The organism is Tabrizicola sp. (assembly GCF_016793705.1).
Classification (GTDB): domain Bacteria; phylum Pseudomonadota; class Alphaproteobacteria; order Rhodobacterales; family Rhodobacteraceae; genus Tabrizicola.
Window position 1 is genome coordinate 38,744 of the sequence record NZ_JAEULO010000026.1, and the last position, 15,254, is coordinate 53,997.

At 67.6% G+C, this 15,254-nt stretch carries 14 protein-coding genes and 1 pseudogene; 2 read left to right on the forward strand and 13 right to left on the reverse strand.

Features of this window, described 5'->3' with window-relative positions:
- Positions 1-4: 4 nt before the first annotated feature.
- From JNJ68_RS05935 to JNJ68_RS05945, 3 genes are all read right to left on the reverse strand, one after another.
- Positions 5-634: a LysE family translocator gene (locus JNJ68_RS05935; protein ID WP_294980147.1), complete on the reverse strand. Its 630-nt coding sequence runs from the start codon at positions 632-634 to the stop codon at positions 5-7.
- Positions 634-1,413, reverse strand: coding sequence for a uracil-DNA glycosylase (locus tag JNJ68_RS05940; RefSeq protein ID WP_294980149.1), 780 nt, complete (start codon positions 1,411-1,413; stop codon positions 634-636). The genes JNJ68_RS05935 and JNJ68_RS05940 overlap by 1 nt, the downstream gene beginning before the upstream one ends.
- Before the next feature lie 69 nt (positions 1,414-1,482).
- The gene (locus JNJ68_RS05945) at positions 1,483-2,274 is read right to left on the reverse strand and encodes a protein-disulfide reductase DsbD domain-containing protein (RefSeq protein ID WP_294980151.1); all 792 of its coding nucleotides are present in this window, start codon (positions 2,272-2,274) and stop codon (positions 1,483-1,485) included.
- Between the two features lie 121 nt (positions 2,275-2,395).
- On the opposite strand from JNJ68_RS05945, the gene JNJ68_RS05950 reads away from it, so the two are divergent.
- Complete coding sequence (locus JNJ68_RS05950; protein ID WP_294980153.1) at positions 2,396-2,953, forward strand: YqgE/AlgH family protein; 558 nt, start codon at positions 2,396-2,398, stop codon at positions 2,951-2,953.
- Positions 2,954-3,217: 264 nt separating this feature from the next.
- On the forward strand, positions 3,218-4,192 hold the full coding sequence (locus JNJ68_RS05955; protein ID WP_294980155.1) for a carbon-nitrogen hydrolase family protein: 975 nt from the start codon (positions 3,218-3,220) through the stop codon (positions 4,190-4,192).
- Between the two features lie 77 nt (positions 4,193-4,269).
- Here the strand turns inward: JNJ68_RS05955 and JNJ68_RS05960 are convergent, their stop codons facing one another.
- The 10 genes and pseudogenes from JNJ68_RS05960 to JNJ68_RS06005 form a co-directional block, all read right to left on the reverse strand.
- Positions 4,270-6,609, reverse strand: a complete 2,340-nt coding sequence (locus JNJ68_RS05960) for an aldehyde dehydrogenase family protein (RefSeq protein WP_294980157.1) — start codon at positions 6,607-6,609, stop codon at positions 4,270-4,272.
- Positions 6,610-6,709: 100 nt separating this feature from the next.
- The gene (gene deoC / locus JNJ68_RS05965; RefSeq protein WP_294980158.1) at positions 6,710-7,699 is read right to left on the reverse strand and encodes a deoxyribose-phosphate aldolase; all 990 of its coding nucleotides are present in this window, start codon (positions 7,697-7,699) and stop codon (positions 6,710-6,712) included.
- 91 nt (positions 7,700-7,790) lie between these two features.
- Positions 7,791-8,171, reverse strand: coding sequence for a Na+/H+ antiporter subunit G (locus JNJ68_RS05970; RefSeq protein ID WP_294980160.1), 381 nt, complete (start codon positions 8,169-8,171; stop codon positions 7,791-7,793).
- Positions 8,168-8,452 (reverse strand): K+/H+ antiporter subunit F, encoded by a 285-nt coding sequence (locus tag JNJ68_RS05975; RefSeq protein WP_294980162.1) that lies wholly within the window; start codon positions 8,450-8,452, stop codon positions 8,168-8,170. Before JNJ68_RS05975 ends, JNJ68_RS05970 begins: the two co-directional genes overlap by 4 nt.
- Positions 8,449-8,937: a Na+/H+ antiporter subunit E gene (locus tag JNJ68_RS05980; RefSeq protein ID WP_294980164.1), complete on the reverse strand. Its 489-nt coding sequence runs from the start codon at positions 8,935-8,937 to the stop codon at positions 8,449-8,451. Before JNJ68_RS05980 ends, JNJ68_RS05975 begins: the two co-directional genes overlap by 4 nt.
- Positions 8,934-10,430 (reverse strand): monovalent cation/H+ antiporter subunit D, encoded by a 1,497-nt coding sequence (locus JNJ68_RS05985; protein ID WP_294980166.1) that lies wholly within the window; start codon positions 10,428-10,430, stop codon positions 8,934-8,936. The genes JNJ68_RS05980 and JNJ68_RS05985 overlap by 4 nt, the downstream gene beginning before the upstream one ends.
- 295 nt (positions 10,431-10,725) lie before the next feature.
- Positions 10,726-11,064: a Na+/H+ antiporter subunit C gene (locus JNJ68_RS05990; RefSeq protein ID WP_294980169.1), complete on the reverse strand. Its 339-nt coding sequence runs from the start codon at positions 11,062-11,064 to the stop codon at positions 10,726-10,728.
- A complete protein-coding gene (locus JNJ68_RS05995) occupies positions 11,064-13,892 on the reverse strand; it encodes a monovalent cation/H+ antiporter subunit A (protein ID WP_294980172.1) in 2,829 nt (942 codons plus the stop codon). The genes JNJ68_RS05990 and JNJ68_RS05995 overlap by 1 nt, the downstream gene beginning before the upstream one ends.
- Before the next feature lie 258 nt (positions 13,893-14,150).
- A complete protein-coding gene (locus tag JNJ68_RS06000) occupies positions 14,151-14,927 on the reverse strand; it encodes an ATP-binding cassette domain-containing protein (protein ID WP_294980175.1) in 777 nt (258 codons plus the stop codon).
- Positions 14,927-15,254 (reverse strand): annotated as a pseudogene (locus tag JNJ68_RS06005) (ABC transporter permease); the annotation flags it as partial. The pseudogene JNJ68_RS06005 and the gene JNJ68_RS06000, both read right to left, overlap by 1 nt.

Here is a 15,254-nt window from a genome sequence, read left to right on the forward strand (position 1 = left end):
GGGCTCAGTTCCTTGGCATCAGCGCCAGCCGCAGGGCCAGCGCGCCGAAGATCGTGGCGCTGATGCGGGAGAGCCATCTGGCCAGACCCGCCGACCGCGCAACGCGCTGGCCGATGGAGCCCGCGAACATCCCGACCGCACCGTTGACCAGAAGCCCGCCGAAGCTGAACACCAGCCCCAGCGTAAGGAACTGCGGCAGGATCGCGCGGGTCGGGTCGACGAACTGCGGCAGGAAGGCCAGGATGAAGAGGATCACCTTGGGATTCAACAGGTTGACCATCAGCCCTTGGCCAAAGGCCTTGGCGGTGGAGGTCGGCACCACCGTGGCCTCTGCCGTGAAGGGCGAGGCGCGCAGCGCTGCCACGGCGAGCCAGAGCAGGTAGCCGACCCCGAGCCAGCGGATCGCCTCGAAGGCCGCCGGATGCGCGGCGACGAGCGCCCCCAGGCCAAGTGCCGCGAGCAGGGTGTGGACCATCCCGCCCGTCGCGATCCCGAAATTCGCGGCCATCGCGGGCTTCCAGCCGGACTTCAACCCCTGGCCCAGGCAGAACATCATGTCCGCCCCCGGCGTGAGGTTCAGCGCCAGCCCGGCGGGGATGAAGGCGAGAAGGGTCAGGGGGTCGACGGGAAGCATCAGCGCAGCCTTGCTTGCAGGGAAAGGAGGTCAGCCCAGGCCTCGCGCTTGGCGGCGGGATTGCGGAGCAGGTAGGCCGGGTGGGTCATCGGCAGAAGCGGCTTGCCGAGCGCCTGGCTCCAGTTGCCCCGCGCCCGCAGGATGCCCCTGGTTCCGGTCAGGGTGAAAAGGGGCGTGTTGCCCATGACCACGATCACCTCCGGGTCGACAAGCGCGATGTGCCGTTCGACGAAGGGGCGCAGCATGGCGATCTCGGCCGCTTCCGGGTCGCGGTTGCCGGGGGGCCGCCAGGGCATGACATTCGTGATGTAGAGCGCGGTCCCCGCGTCGGGGCTGGTGCGGGCGAGGCCGATCGTGGCGAACATCCGGTCCAGCAGCTTCCCCGCGCGGCCGACGAAGGGGCGCCCCTCGCGGTCTTCCTCGGCTCCCGGGGCTTCGCCCAGGATCAGGACCCGGGCCTCCGGGTTGCCATCGGCGAAGACGGTGTTCCGCGCGCCTCTCTTCAACTCGCAGAGGTCGAAGGCGGCGATGGACTCGCGAAGGGTGTCGAGCGATTGCGCCGCCGCCGCCGCCGCCTGCGCCACGGCGACCGGATCGGACCCGGCCGGCTCGGGCTGGGGGGCAGCTTTCGCAGCCACGGGCTTCGGCGCCTCCGCCGCCAGCGCATAGCGATTGATGGGGCCGTCGCCGATGGTTTCATCCGCCCCGGCCTCGACGCCCCAGGCCAGCGCGGCCAGCGCGGCATGCCAGTCGTCGGCGATTTCGGTGGCGATTCCCATGGGCCGAGACTAGGCCCTGCGCAAGGGCGCCACAACCGATCAGGGCATGGGCGATCAGGGCATGGGCGATCAGGGCGCGGGGCAGCCCTTAACCTCGACCGCGCCGCCGGCGGCAAGGATGGTCATGGTGATCCCCGAGCGGTCCAGCGCGAAGGGCGCCCCGTTCGGGGGGACGAGTTCGGTCATGCTGACGAGTTCCCCGCCCTCGCGCTGGGTGATGGCCTCGGCGACCCAGACCTCGCGGTCGGTGGTTTCGAAGGCCACGACCTCGGGGCGACCGGGATCGGGCAGGCGGACACGGGCGGTGACCCGCAAGCCGTCGGTGATCGGGTCGACCTTGCAGGCGACGGCGGTCACCCCGGCCTCGCCCGCCGTTGCGGCACGGGCCTGAAGCGCAGCCTTGATGCTGGCGTCCGGCGCGCCGGGGGCGACGAGGTCGGAGGCCAGGTCCACGGTAGCGGGCAGGCAGATCTCGTCGCAGACCCCGAGCGCCATGACGACCGACAGCCTGACCGGGCGCGCGGGGTCCTCGGGCGTGATCTCCACCGGCAGGACCAGGCGTTCGTGATAGCCGATGGTCTGCATTCCGTTGGCCTCGAACACCTCGGGCGCGGGCCAGTGGATGCGGACGGATTTCACGTTCCTGGACCCCGACCAGTCGAAGCTGGGCGGGATTCCCGCATCTCCCGGACTGCGCCAGTAGGTCTTCCAGCCGGGGGCGAGCCGAAGCTCGATCGCGGCCATGTGGCTGCCGTTTTCCGTTTGCCAGCCGGGCCTTAGCTGGGCGGCGAGCACGTCGTCCTGCGTGGTGGCAAGGGCGGGGGTGGCAAGGAGAGCTAGGGCGGCGGCAGTTTTCAGCATGGGGCGAAAATAGGAAATACGGGCGGTATGGGAAATCACCTTTCGGCGAAGCGTCGTGAGCGTGGCGTTTTGGCCATGGCCGGGACTTGCCGGGCGCGGCATTGCGGACCATGTTCAAGGGATGGACCTTGCCGGACAGATCCTGATCGCCATGCCGGGGATGGCCGACCCGCGCTTCGAGCGGAGCGTGGTGCTGATCTGCGCCCATTCGGACGAGGGGGCGATGGGGTTGATCGTCAACAAGCCATTGGAGGAGTTGAGCTTTTCCGGGCTGCTGGAACATCTGAACATTCCCCTGGGGCCCAAGGGCCGCGACATCCGCGTGCATTTCGGCGGCCCGGTAGAGCGGGGGCGGGGGTTTGTCCTGCACTCCGCCGACTGGGCGCGGGACGGCGAGGGGACGATGCAGGTGCCGGGGGGCCTGGAGATGACCGCGACGATCAACGTGCTGGAGGCTTTGGCGAGCGGAGGCGGACCGGGTAAGGCCTTGCTGGCGCTGGGGTATTCCGGCTGGGGGCCGGGGCAGCTGGAGGCCGAGATCGCGCGGAACGACTGGCTGACGTGTGATGCGCCGGAAGCGTTGCTGTTTGCCCCCGACGACGGGGCCAAGTGGTCGGCGGCGCTGCGGGGGATGGGGATTGATCCTTTGACCCTGAGCGCGGCGGCGGGGCGGGCGTAGGGGCCGCACGGACCTCCGGTAAGGGGTTGGGAACGCTAGGTTAATCCGGGGGATTTGGGGGCTGGAAGGGGGTCTTGGAACCGTCTTCTTTGCGTCTTCCTTCCGTCTGTACGCGCGGGGAGAGGGGAGGGCGTTAACCTTGGGGGGCGAATCGAGGTAGCGGCGGCCTGGCCGGACCAAGGTGAAGCGCAGAGGATTGACTGGAAAATTGCTGCGGAGTTCGCTTCCTGTGCTACGTTTGCCGAGCAAGTTGGGAGGTGATCCGTGTCCGAACACTTCATCCTTGCTGCCATTCAGGCAGCGCCCATTTACCTGGATCGTCAAGCCTCAGTTGAAAAGGCAATTTGCCTGATTGCGGAAGCTGGTCGGAAGGGTGCTTCCTTGGCTGCCTTTGGCGAAACCTGGATTCCCGGTTATGCCTTCTTTGCCTTTGCTGAATCATCGGCTGCCCGCTGGGATGCGGCGCAATTGTATCTGGATCAGGCGATGACGATCCCCGGTCCAGAGGCGGACGCGCTTTGCGACGCTGCCAAGTCCGCAGATGTGGATGTCGTGATTGGAGTGGTCGAGCTTGAAAGCCGGACACGCGGAACGGTCTATTGCACCAACTTGGTGATTGGGCGCGAAGGCCGCATTCTGGGTTGCCACCGCAAGCTGAAGCCGACCATGGAGGAGCGTATTGCCTGGGGTGAGGGGCGCGGAGATGATCTGACTGTATGGGAGCGATCTTACGCCCGTATCAGCACATTGGCGTGCTGGGAACACCAGATGGTGCTACCTGGCTATGCACTGATGGCGCAAGGCACCCAAGTGCATGTCGCCAATTGGCCTGGGGGAGAACCTGCCACCGTACCCGCGTCACCCGAGGCGCTTTGGTCGCGACAGGAACTTCTGTCGCGGGCCTTTGCATCGCAAGGGGCGTGCTATGTCATCTCCGTCGGGGGGATCATCACCCCTGACCTCGTGCCCGAACAGTTTCGTTCGCTTGCCTATTCCAGTGGGGCAGGCAGTCTGATTATCGATCCTCGCGGCGAGATCGTGGCCCGGGCACCTCGCGGCGAAGAGACAATTCTGACCTTCGAGGCCGATCCCTCTGTCATCCGCGCCGCAAAGACCGCCTGCGACTCGGCAGGGCATTACTCTCGGCCTGACATCTTTGAACTTCGCGTCCATGGCGTTCCGGTGACGTCTCTTGTTCCGGTGCGAGGGGAAGGCCGATGCAACACTAAGGATCGCTGAGTAGGGTCTCGACCTCTCTGTGCGGCTGCACAATGAATGCGCACCCTACGGAAGTCGGGCAAGCCCCGACCTACGGGTCACTCCCCATAGGGCACCCAGACCGTCTTGACCTCGGTGGACTGCGCCAGGAACGTCCGGCCTTCGCCCTCGGGGCCCAGCCAGTTCCGCGCCTTCCCGTGGTTGACCCAGGTGCGTTTGAGGTTGGCGGCGGCCTCGCGCTCGATGAGGGCGGAGAGGTTCTGGGAGGAGAAGCTCCAGACCGCGTCGACGTCCATGTGGCCGGCGAGGGATTTGGCGAGGTCGGGGGCGGGGCCGGTGACGATGTTGACGACTCCGGCGGGCACGTCGGAGGTGTCGAGGATCTGGTAGAAGTCGGTGACCGACAGGGGGTGCTGGCCGGGGACGAGGATCACCGTGTTGCCCATCGCGATGGCGGGGGCCATGACGGAGACGAGGCCGAGGAGGGGGGCTTCGTCGGGGAGGAGCGCGCCGATCACGCCGACGGGTTCGTTCATCGCAAGCGCGATGCCGCGGATCGGGACGGACTTGGCCGCGCCGTCGTATTTGTCGGCCCAGGCGGCGTAGGTGAAGAGGCGTTGGATGGAGGCTTCCACCTCCGCCGTGCCGGGTTTGCCGGTGAGGTCTTGCAGGCGGCTGGCGAACTCGGCGGCGCGGGCCGAGAGGTTTTCGGCGATGAAGTAGAGGACCTGGGCGCGGTTGTAGGCGGTGGTCTTGGCCCAGCCTTTCGCGGCATGGGCGGCCTCCACCGCGTTGCGGATGTCCTTGCGGTTGCCGATGCCGATATGGCCGAGGAGCTTGCCCTTGGGCCCGTAGACGGGTTGCGAGTAGCCGCTGTCGGGGCGGGCCTGTTTGCCGCCGATGTACATCTTGGCGGTGCGGTCGAGGGCGTCGACTTGCGGGTCTGTGGGGGCCGCGATGGGTTGGGCGGGTTTCAGGGCGACGGCTTTCGTCGTGGGCTTGAGATAGGCCATCAGACCCTCCCACCCGCCCTCACGCCCGAAGCCGGATTCGCGGACGCCGCCGAAGCCTGCGGCGGCGTCGAATAGGTTGGTGGCGTTGATCCAGACGACTCCGGCCTTCAGCTTGGGGGCCACGTCGGGGGCGAGGTTGATATTCTCGGTCCAGAGCGTCGCGGCGAGGCCGTAGCGGGTGTTGTTGGCGAGGCTCACGGCTTCCTCGGGCGTGCGGAAGGTCATGGCGACGAGGACGGGGCCGAAGATCTCCTCCTGCATCAGCGGGGAGGCGGTGCCGAGGCCGGTGATCAGGGTGGGGGGGTAGAAGGAGCCGTGCGCGGGGAGGGGGCAGGGGGCCTGGTAATGCTCGCCCTCGGGGTTGTCGCGGACGAGGCGGGTGATGGTGTCAAGCTGGATGGGATCGACGATGGCACCGATGTCGATGGCCTTGTCGAGGGGGTCGCCGACGCGGAGGCCGTCCATCCGGCGTTTCAGTTTCTCGTAGAAGCGGGGGGCGACGCCTTCCTGGACGAGGAGGCGGGAGCCTGCGCAGCAGACCTGGCCCTGGTTGAACCAGATCGCGTCCACCAGCCCCTCGACGGCGCTGTCGAGGTCGGCGTCGTCGAAGACGATGTAGGGGGATTTGCCGCCGAGTTCCAGGGTGAGGGCCTTGCCGGTCCCTGCGGTCGCCTCGCGGATGCGCTTGCCGACCGAGGTGGAGCCGGTGAAGGCGATCTTGTCGACCGGGGCGTCCACAAGGGCCGCGCCGGTCGCGCCATCGCCGGTGATGATGTTGAGGACGCCTTTCGGCAGGCCCGCCTCGCGGGAGATCTCGGCGAAGAGGAGGGCGGTGAGCGGGGTGTATTCGGCGGGTTTCAGGACGACGGTGTTCCCTGCGGCGAGCGCGGGGGCGACCTTCCAGGCGAGCATCAGGAGCGGGAAGTTCCAGGGGATGACGGCACCGCAGACGCCGAGTGGCTGGAGGTCGGGGTGTTCTGTCGGCAAGAGTTGGGCGAGACCGGCGTGGTAGGAGAAGTGGCGGGCGACGAGGGGGATGTCGATGTCGCGGCTCTCGCGGATCGGCTTGCCGTTGTCGAGGGTTTCCAGCGTGGCGAGGAGGCGGGAGTGTTTCTGGGTGAGCCTTGCAAGCGCATACAGGTATTGCGCGCGCTTGAAGGCGGGAAGCTTGGCCCATTTCGGTTGCGCGCGGCGGGCGGCTTGCACCGCCGTGGCGACGTCATCGGCGGTGCCCTGGGTGACTTCGGCGAGAGGCTTGCCGGTGGCGGGATTGGAGGTGGTGAAGGTCTCGCCGGGTTGGGTGAAGGCGCCGTCGATGAAATGGCCGAATGTGCCGTTGTGTTTCGCGATCCAGGCGAGGGCCTCGGCGGCGGATTCGGGGGCGGGGCCGTAGGCCATGCTGTCGAAGATTTCCTTGATGGTCATGGGGTCGGGTCCTCAACTGCGGGCGGTGGCCCTTCGTGGGGGGCGTGCGCCTCCGGCGGGGATATTTGAGCCAGTATGAAAGCGCGGGCTTTGGGCATGGTCAGCCCATCGCGTGGCGGTTGGCGGCGGAGTAGTGGCCGGTGAGGTGGTGTTCGAGCTGGCGTTCGATGTCGCCGAGGAGCGAGGAGGCGCCGAAGCGGAAGAGGTCGGGTTGCAGCCAGGGGGGACCGAGTTCGTCCTTCATGAGGGAGAGGTAGACGAGCGCGTCCTTGGCCTTGGCGATGCCGCCGGCGGGTTTGTAGCCGACCTTGTAGCCGGTTCGCTCCTGATAGTCGCGGATGGCGCGGATCATGGTGAGGGAGACGGGGAGGGTGGCGTTGACGGTTTCCTTGCCGGTCGAGGTCTTGATGAAATCAGCACCGCCCATCATGCAGACGAGGGAGGCACGGGCGACGTTGCGCAGCGTGCCGAGTTCGCCGGTCGCGAGGATCGCCTTGACATGGGCCTCTCCGCAGGCTTCGCGCATGTCGCGCATCTCGTCGTAGAGCGCCTGCCAGTTCTGCGTCAGGACATGGCGGCGGGAGATGACGATGTCGATCTCGCGCGCCCCGGCCTTCACGCTTTCGCCGATCTCGGCGATGCGGAGCTTGTAGGGCGAGAGGCCCGCCGGGAAGCCGGTGGAGACGGCGGCGACGGGGATCTGGGTGCCTTCCAGCGCGCGGACGGCGGTTTCCACCATCTCGTGATAGACGCAGACGGCGCCGGTCGTGAGGCCCTGCATCCCGAGCTTTTCCAGCATCCAGGGCGCGACCGGCTGGCGGGCCTTGGCACAGAGGCGCTGCACGCGGCCTTGGGTGTCGTCGCCGGAAAGGGTGGTGAGGTCGATGAGCGAGATGGCCTTCAGGAGCCAGGCGGCCTGATACTCCTTCTTCACGCTGCGGCGGCCGGGCAGCGTGGCGGCGCGGCGTTCGATGGCGGAGGTATTGGCCTGGACGGAAGCGACCCAGTCGAGGTCAAGCGCCATGCCGGTGTTCCGAGCGTGCGTCACCTGAGGCAGGAGGCCGGTCCGGGCGGGGGAAAGCGTGGTCATGGGCCTCTCCCAGGCGGGTGCGGGATCAGGCGACGATGCCATGCGGGGGCCGGTCGGGCAAGGGGTTCGCGGTGAAACTTTGACCGATTGGTCAATTTTTGGATGGGCTGACCTGCGAGCCTTGCTGTGCCAGCGTGGCCCAGGGCGCGCCCGTGCCGCTGGGGGGCAGTTCCCGGCGGTCGATGCTGCGCAAAAGGTGGGTCTTGGCAAGGTAAAGCGCCGAGAGGGGCGCGGTCAGGAACAGGAAGACAGAAACCAGAATCTCCTGCCACGCGATCCCGTGACCCAGGAGCGCAAGCCCCAGTGCCGAGGCGAAAAGCGCCGCGCCGACGCCTATCGTGGTGGCCTTGGTGGGCGCGTGCAACCGCTGCATCGGTTGCCTCAGCTTGAGGAGGCCGAAGCTGCCGATCAGGCCGAAGCTGCCGCCCATGATCAGCAGTGCGGCGATGAGTCCCTCAACGACGGGGGTCATTCGATGATGCTCCCGCGCAAGAGGTGCTTGCAGAAGGCGACGGTGGAGACGAAGCCGGTGAGCGCGAAGAGAAGCGCGATCTCGACCGTCAGCGCCGAGCCGGTGCGGAGCGCGAGGAGAACGACAAGCGCAATGGTGTTCACCGTCATCGTGTCGATGGTGAGGATGCGATCGGTCAGCGTGGGGGCGGTGAAGAGGCGGATCAGGTTCAGGACCAGCGCCAGGGCGAAGCAGCCGAGGGCGAAGGTCAGCGCGACAGACAGGACGGGGGAGAGGATCATGCAAAAATCCTTTTCAGGCGGGCTTCGTAGCGCGTCTTGATCTCGTCCCGGATCGCTTTGGGATCGGGGGCGTGCAGCGCATGGACAAGCAGCGCGCGACCGTCGGAGGAGAGATCGGCGGTCAGCGTGCCCGGAGTCATGGTGATGGTTCCGGCGAGAAGGCTGATCGCCTCGGGCTGGGTGAGGTCGAGCGGGACGGTGATCCAGGCAGAGCGGATGCGGTCGGCGGGCAGGAACAGGATGATACGGGCGACCTGGAAGCTGGCAACAATCACGTCCCGGACGACCAGGAGGATATAGCCGACCAGCGCGAGGGGGCGGCGGACCTGCGGGCGATCGGGCCACCACTGGGCCGAAAGGAGCGGGATCAGCGTGGCAAGGATCAGGGCCATGAGCAGGCTGCCGAGCGTCCAGCGGTTCGCGAGGAGGAGCCAGAGCAGCGCCAGGGTCACGGAAAGGACGGGGTGGGGAAGGACGCGTTTCATGGGCTGCCCCCCAGCCGGTTGGCGACGATGCTGGCGGTGGGGTCGTAAAGCGCCTCGGCGGTGGTGGTCAACCAGTCGGTGACGGGGCCCGCGAAGACGGTGAGCGCGGCGAGGCCCGCGAGGAGGGTGAAAGCGGCGGCGAGAGCCAGGGGCTCATGCGGGGCGGGCGGTGCGGGGCTGGCGCCGGGTTTCCAGAAGAGGAGCGAGCCCGCGCGGGAGAGGCCGAGGAGCATGAGGAAGGAGGAGACGAGGATCGCGGGCCAGATCACGGTGGCCTGGTCGCGCCAGACGTCGAGGATCATCAGCTTGCCGGGAAAACCCGAGAGCGGCGGCAATCCGGCAAGGGCGATGGCGGCGGCGAAGTAGAGGGCGCCGGTGAGGCCGGGTTGGGCGACCGGTGCGGAGCTGTCGAGGCGCAGATGGGCGCGACGGCGGCTCAGGAGGTCGGCTACGAGGAACACAAGCGCGGTGGCCAGGGTAGAGTGGACGAGATAGTAGAGCCCGGCGGCGCTGGCGGCGGGGCTCATCTGGGCGATGGCAAGAAAGACGGTGCCCATCGAAGCGATCCCGGCGAAGGCGGCCAGGCGGGGCAGGGTCGTTGCCCCCAGCGTGCCGATGGCGCCGATCCCCAGCGTGACCAGAGCTGCGGGAAGGAGGAGCGAGGGCAGGATCAACCCGGTCGCGGGCAGGTCGGGCGGGAAGACGAGGGTGGCGAAGCGCAGGGTGGCATAGGCGCCGACCTTGGTCATGATCGCGAAAAGCGCCGCGGTCACGCCGGGCGCATTGGCATAGGTGGCGGGCAGCCAGAAGTGCAGCGGCACCAGCGCGCCCTTGATCGCGAAGACCAGGAACAGCATCACGGCGGCGGTGCGCAGGAGCGCGGCATCGCCCTCGGGCAGGGCGGGCAGTTTCGCCGCGAGATCGGCCATGTTGAGCGTGCCTGTGGTGGCGTAAAGGAGGCCGAGCGCAAAGAGGAAGAGCGCAGAACCCAAGAGGTTGAAGGCGACGTAGTGCAGCCCGGCGCGGAGGCGTGCTTCGCCCCCGCCATGGGTCATGAGGCCGTAGGAAGCGATGAGCAGGACCTCGAAGAAGACGAACAGGTTGAAGGCGTCGCCGGTGAGGAAGGCCCCGCCGATCCCCATCAGCAGGAACATCAGGAGCGGGTGGAAATGCGCGCCGCGGGCGTCCCAGCCGGAGCCGATGGCGTAGAGGGTGACGGGGAGCGCGAGGGCGGCGAGGAGGGCGACCATCAGCGCGGAGAGCCGGTCGAGGACCAGGACGATGCCGAAGGGGGCGGGCCAGTCGCCGAGGAAATAGGCCTGGGGGCCGGTGGTCGTGGCGGCGTGGAGGAGGGTGAGGGCGATGGCATTGAGCGCAAGGAGGACGGCGAGGCTGACGAGACGCTGCGCGGCGAGGGTGCGACGCAGCGCGAGAACCATCAGCGCCGCGGCGACAGCGGGCAGGACGACGGGGGCGATGATCCAGTGGCTCATGCGGTAGGCCCCGGCGGCAGATATTGATTGGTCGGGCTGCCCCCCACCCCATCCTTCCCCACAAGCGGGAGCGGCGCGCCTTTGTCGGGCGCCGGGGTTGAATGTCGGGTCGGCTCGCTTCGCGGGGCGGGGGCGCCAATCGGATTGAGCGCTGGCGCGCAAGCCTTTTGTCTCGGCCTTGTGCGTGAAGGACGCACAAGACCTCGGACCGCGACATGGTTGCTTGAACCGGTGGCGCCACCATGTCGCACCTCCGGCGGGGATATTTGGGCAAATGTGAAAGTCAGGGCGGGAGTCATTTCGGGGCCTCGTCGTCGCCGTCGAGGTCGATACGGTCGTGGCCGACGGTCAGGAAGCCGCCGATGGCCAGGATCGTGATGACCGCGGTCATGCCGAAGGAGATCACGATGGCAGTGAGGACCAGGGCTTGCGGCAGGGGGTCGGTGTAGCTGTCGGAGGCTCCGATGATGGGCGCGGCGTCGAGCGCGAGGCGGCCGGAGGCGAAGAGGAAGAGGTTCACCGCATAGCTGAGGAAGGTGAGGCCGAGGATCACCGGGAAGGTGCGTCGCCGCAGCATGAGGTAGAGCCCGACGGCGGTGAGAAGGCCGATGGCCGAGGCGAGCAGGGCTTCCATCAGCGCGGCTCCTCAAGGTCGAAGGCGGTGGTGTTCGGGCGTTCGCCGGTCTTCAGCGCCAGACGCGAGAGCGATGCCAGTGCGAGGAGCACGGCACCGAGGACGCAGAGGAACACGCCGAGGTCGAAGATCGCGGCGGTGGCCAGTTCGATCTCGCCCAACGGCGGCAGGTGGAGGTAGGTATAGCCGGAAGTGAGGAAGGGCAGGCCAAAGGCCCAGGCGCCGACCCCGGCCAGAAGCGCCACCGAGACACCCGCGCCGATCAGCGCGTGGTGGTCGAAGCGGCTCCGGGCATGGGACCAGTCATAGCCCGAGGCAAAATATTGCAGCAGATAGGCGATGGCGAAGACCAGCCCCGCGACGAAGCCGCCGCCGGGCAGGTTGTGGCCGCGCAGGTAGATGTAGGTGCCGACCATCATCGCCATCGGCAGGAGCAGGCGGGTCGCCACCACCGGCATCATCGGGTGGCGGTCGCCGGATTCCTCGCGTCGCGGCAGGGTGGCAAGGCGCCGGGCGGCGGCGGGGCTGGAGAGCAGTGTCTCGGACAGCGCGAAGATGACGAGCGCAGCGATGGAGAGGACGATGATCTCGCCGAAGGTGTCGTAGCCGCGGAAGTCGACGATGATGGTGTTGACCGCGTTGGTACCGCCCGCGCCGGGTTTCGACTGCGCGAGGTGGTAGGACGAGATCGGCTCGAAAGCGGGGGCGCGAGTGAGCATGGCGAAGGCGAGCGCGCCGGTGGCGAGCCCACCGATCCCGGCCAGCGTCGCGTCGCGCAGGCGGCGGGGCACGGAGCTTTCGCGGGGGCTTTCGGCAGGGAGGAAGGCGAGGGAGAGGAGCATGAGGAGGACCGTCACCACCTCGACCGCCACCTGGGTCAGGGCGAGGTCGGGGGCGGAGAAGCGGACGAAGAGCGGAGCGATCATCAGGCCGACGGCTCCGGTCAGGATCAGCGCGATCACGCGGTTGCGGTGGAGAAGGGGCGTGGCGAGAGCGGCGAGCATCAGGACGCATCCCATCGCCAAGGTCTCGATGTCGAGCGGGAGCATGGGGCGGCTGCCGGGCTGGTGCGGAGCGGAGAGGAAGGCATAGGACCCGGCGGCGAGGATGGCGGCAAGGCCGAGGGCGAGGCTGCGGCTGAAGCTGCCGTTGTGGAGAACCGTGGTCAGTTTGCGGGCGTCGGCGGCGAGGGGCTCGATGATGCCGTCGAACATCCGCTTCGCCTCGGGGCGCGGGGTGGCATCCCACATCGCGCGGAGGCGGGGCCAGGTGCCGAGAAGGACGAGGCCGCCGCCGATGGCCGCGAGCGACATCCAGAGCGCGGGGGCCGCGAACCCATGCCAGTGGGCAAAATGGAGGCCGATCTCGCGCCCGGTGGTGGCGCTGGCGGCAAGGTTGACCATGGCCCCGGCCGTCTGGTTGGGGAAGAGGCCGATCAGGACCACGAGGGCTACCAGCACGGCGGGGGCGGCCCAGAGCCCGGGGCCGGGATCATGCGGCTTTTGCGGATAGTCGGACCTCTCGGGACCAAGGAAGCCATGGGCGAGGAAGCGGAGGGAATAGGCGACCGAGAGCAGCGCGCCCAGGGTGGCGGCGAGCGCCATCGCCCAGGGGGTCGGCCAGGCGATGTGGGCGGCTTCCTCCAGCATCATCTCTTTCGAGAGGAACCCGTTCAGGGGCGGAATGCCGGCCATGGACAGGGTGGCGAGGAGGGTGAGCGTGAAGGTGATCGGCATCAGCCGGCGTAGCCCGCCGAGGTGGCGCAGGTCTCGGGTATGGGCGGCGTGGTCGACGATCCCGGCGGTCATGAAGAGCGCGGCCTTGAAGGTGGCGTGGTTGACGATGTGGAAGATCGCGACCGCCGCCGCCTCGGGCGTGCCGAAGCCGAGGAGCATGGTGATCAGGCCGAGATGGCTGACCGTCGAATAGGCGAGGACGGCCTTCAGGTCGTCCTTGAAGAGCGCGATCTTGGCGGCCAGGACCATGGTGAAAAGTCCGGTCAGGCTGACGATCACGAACCAGTCCCATGTGCCCGAGAGGACGGGCCAGAGCCGGGCCATCAGGAAGATCCCGGCCTTCACCATGGTGGCGGAGTGGAGATAGGCCGAGACCGGGGTGGGCGCGGCCATGGCGTGGGGCAGCCAGAAGTGGAAGGGGAACTGCGCCGATTTGGTGAAGGCGCCGAGAAGGATCAGGATCAGCGCGGGCAGGTAGAGGGGGGAGGCCTGGATCGCCTCGCGCTCTGTCAGGATCACGCTCAGGTCGTAGCTGCCCGCGATCTGCCCGAGGATCAGCATTCCCCCGATCAGCGCGAGCCCGCCACCGCCGGTGACGGCCAGCGCCATCCGCGCGCCCTGGCGGCCTTCGGGACGGTCGTTCCAGTAGCCGATGAGCAGGAAGGAGGAGAGCGAGGTCAGCTCCCAGGAGACGAGAAGCAGAAGGATATTGTCGGAAAGCACGATCCCAAGCATCGCGCCCTGGAAGAGGAGGAGGTAGCCGTAGAACTGCCCCATCGGGTCACGGTCGGACAGGTAGAAGCGGGCGTAGAGGATGATGAGGAGGCCGATGCCGAGGATCAGGCCCGCGAAGAGGAGGCCGAGGCCATCGAGCATGAAATTGGCGTTGAGGCCGAGGGCGGGAAGCCAGTCGATCCGGGTCTGGACGACCTTGCCCGCAAGCACTTCCGGGGCCTGAAGCCCCAAGAGAACAAGAGCCAGGAGAGTGACGGCCCCGGTCGCGGCGGCGCAAGCACTGCGACCGAAGCGGATCGCAAGGCCGGGAAGGCAGGCGCCGAGGAAAGGCAGGGCCGCAATCAGGGCAAGGGACATAAAGGCGGCTTCCTCGTCTCGATGCGATCTTGGGCGATGCGTTCTGGGCGCGGATTGGCGTCGCGGCGGGTTTGTTCCCATTTGGCAGCTTTGCCGGAAATTTCAACCCGAACCCGCAGGGCAAGGGTTGGAATTCTGCGACAGCCGCCCTCATCGGGGTGTCGAACCCCCTCGGCAAGGCCCATGTCGGCAGGCCCGGCCGGGAAGCAGGGGCGGGGTGCGCGACCGCCACCGGAACGGGCGGTCGCGCAGGTCCTGTCAGGCGGCCTCGGTCACGCCCTCGGGCAGTTTTGCCCCGGTCATGAAGGCCACGGCGTCGGACATGGTGTAGTCCTGCGGCTTGATCACGCAGAGCCTCCGGCCAAGCCGGTGGATGTGGATGCGGTCCGCCACCTCGAACACATGCGGCATGTTGTGGCTGATCAGGATGATCGGGATGCCCCGCGCCCGGACGTCGCGGATCAGCTCCAGCACCCGGCGGCTTTCCTTGACCCCCAGCGCGGCGGTGGGCTCGTCCAGGATCACCACCTTCGATCCGAAGGCCGCGGCGCGGGCCACCGCTACCCCCTGGCGCTGGCCACCCGACAGCGTCTCCACCGCCTGGTTGATGTTCTGGATCGTCATCAGTCCCAGTTCGTTCAGCTTGTCCCGCGCGAACTTTTCCATCTTCGGGCGGTCGAGCTTGCGGAAAAGGCTGCCCATGATCCCGGGCGCGCGCAACTCGCGCCCCATGAACATGTTGTCGGCGATGGAGAGCGCCGGGGACATGGCGAGCGTCTGGTAGACCGTCTCGATTCCCGCCTCGCGGGCCTCGATCGGGGTCTTGAAGGCGATCTCCTGCCCGTCGAGCCAGATCTGGCCTTCGTCGGGCACAACCGCGCCCGAGATCGCCTTGATCAGCGTCGACTTGCCCGCGCCGTTGTCGCCGATGACGGCGAGGATTTCGCCGGGATAAAGCTCGAAGTCGCAGTCGTTCAGCGCCGTGACCTTGCCGTAGCGCTTGGTCAGGCCTTTCGCCTTCAGGATCGGTTCCATCAGCCAGCCACCTTTCTGATCCACTGGTCCACGGCGACGGCGAAGATGATCAGCACGCCGATGAGGAAGAAGGTCCATTGCGGGTCGGTGCCGACAAGGCGCAGGCCCATCTCGAAGACGCCGACGATCAAGGCGCCGAAGAACATGCCGACGATGCTGCCGCGTCCGCCGAAAAGGCTGATCCCCCCGATCACCACGGCGGTGATCGACTGGATGTTGCCAAGCTGGCCCGTCGAGGCGGTGGGCGAGACCGAGCCGAAGCGGCCGATCATCACCCAGCCAGCGACGGCGCAGAAGAGACCCGCCAGCGCATAGACCTGGATCAGC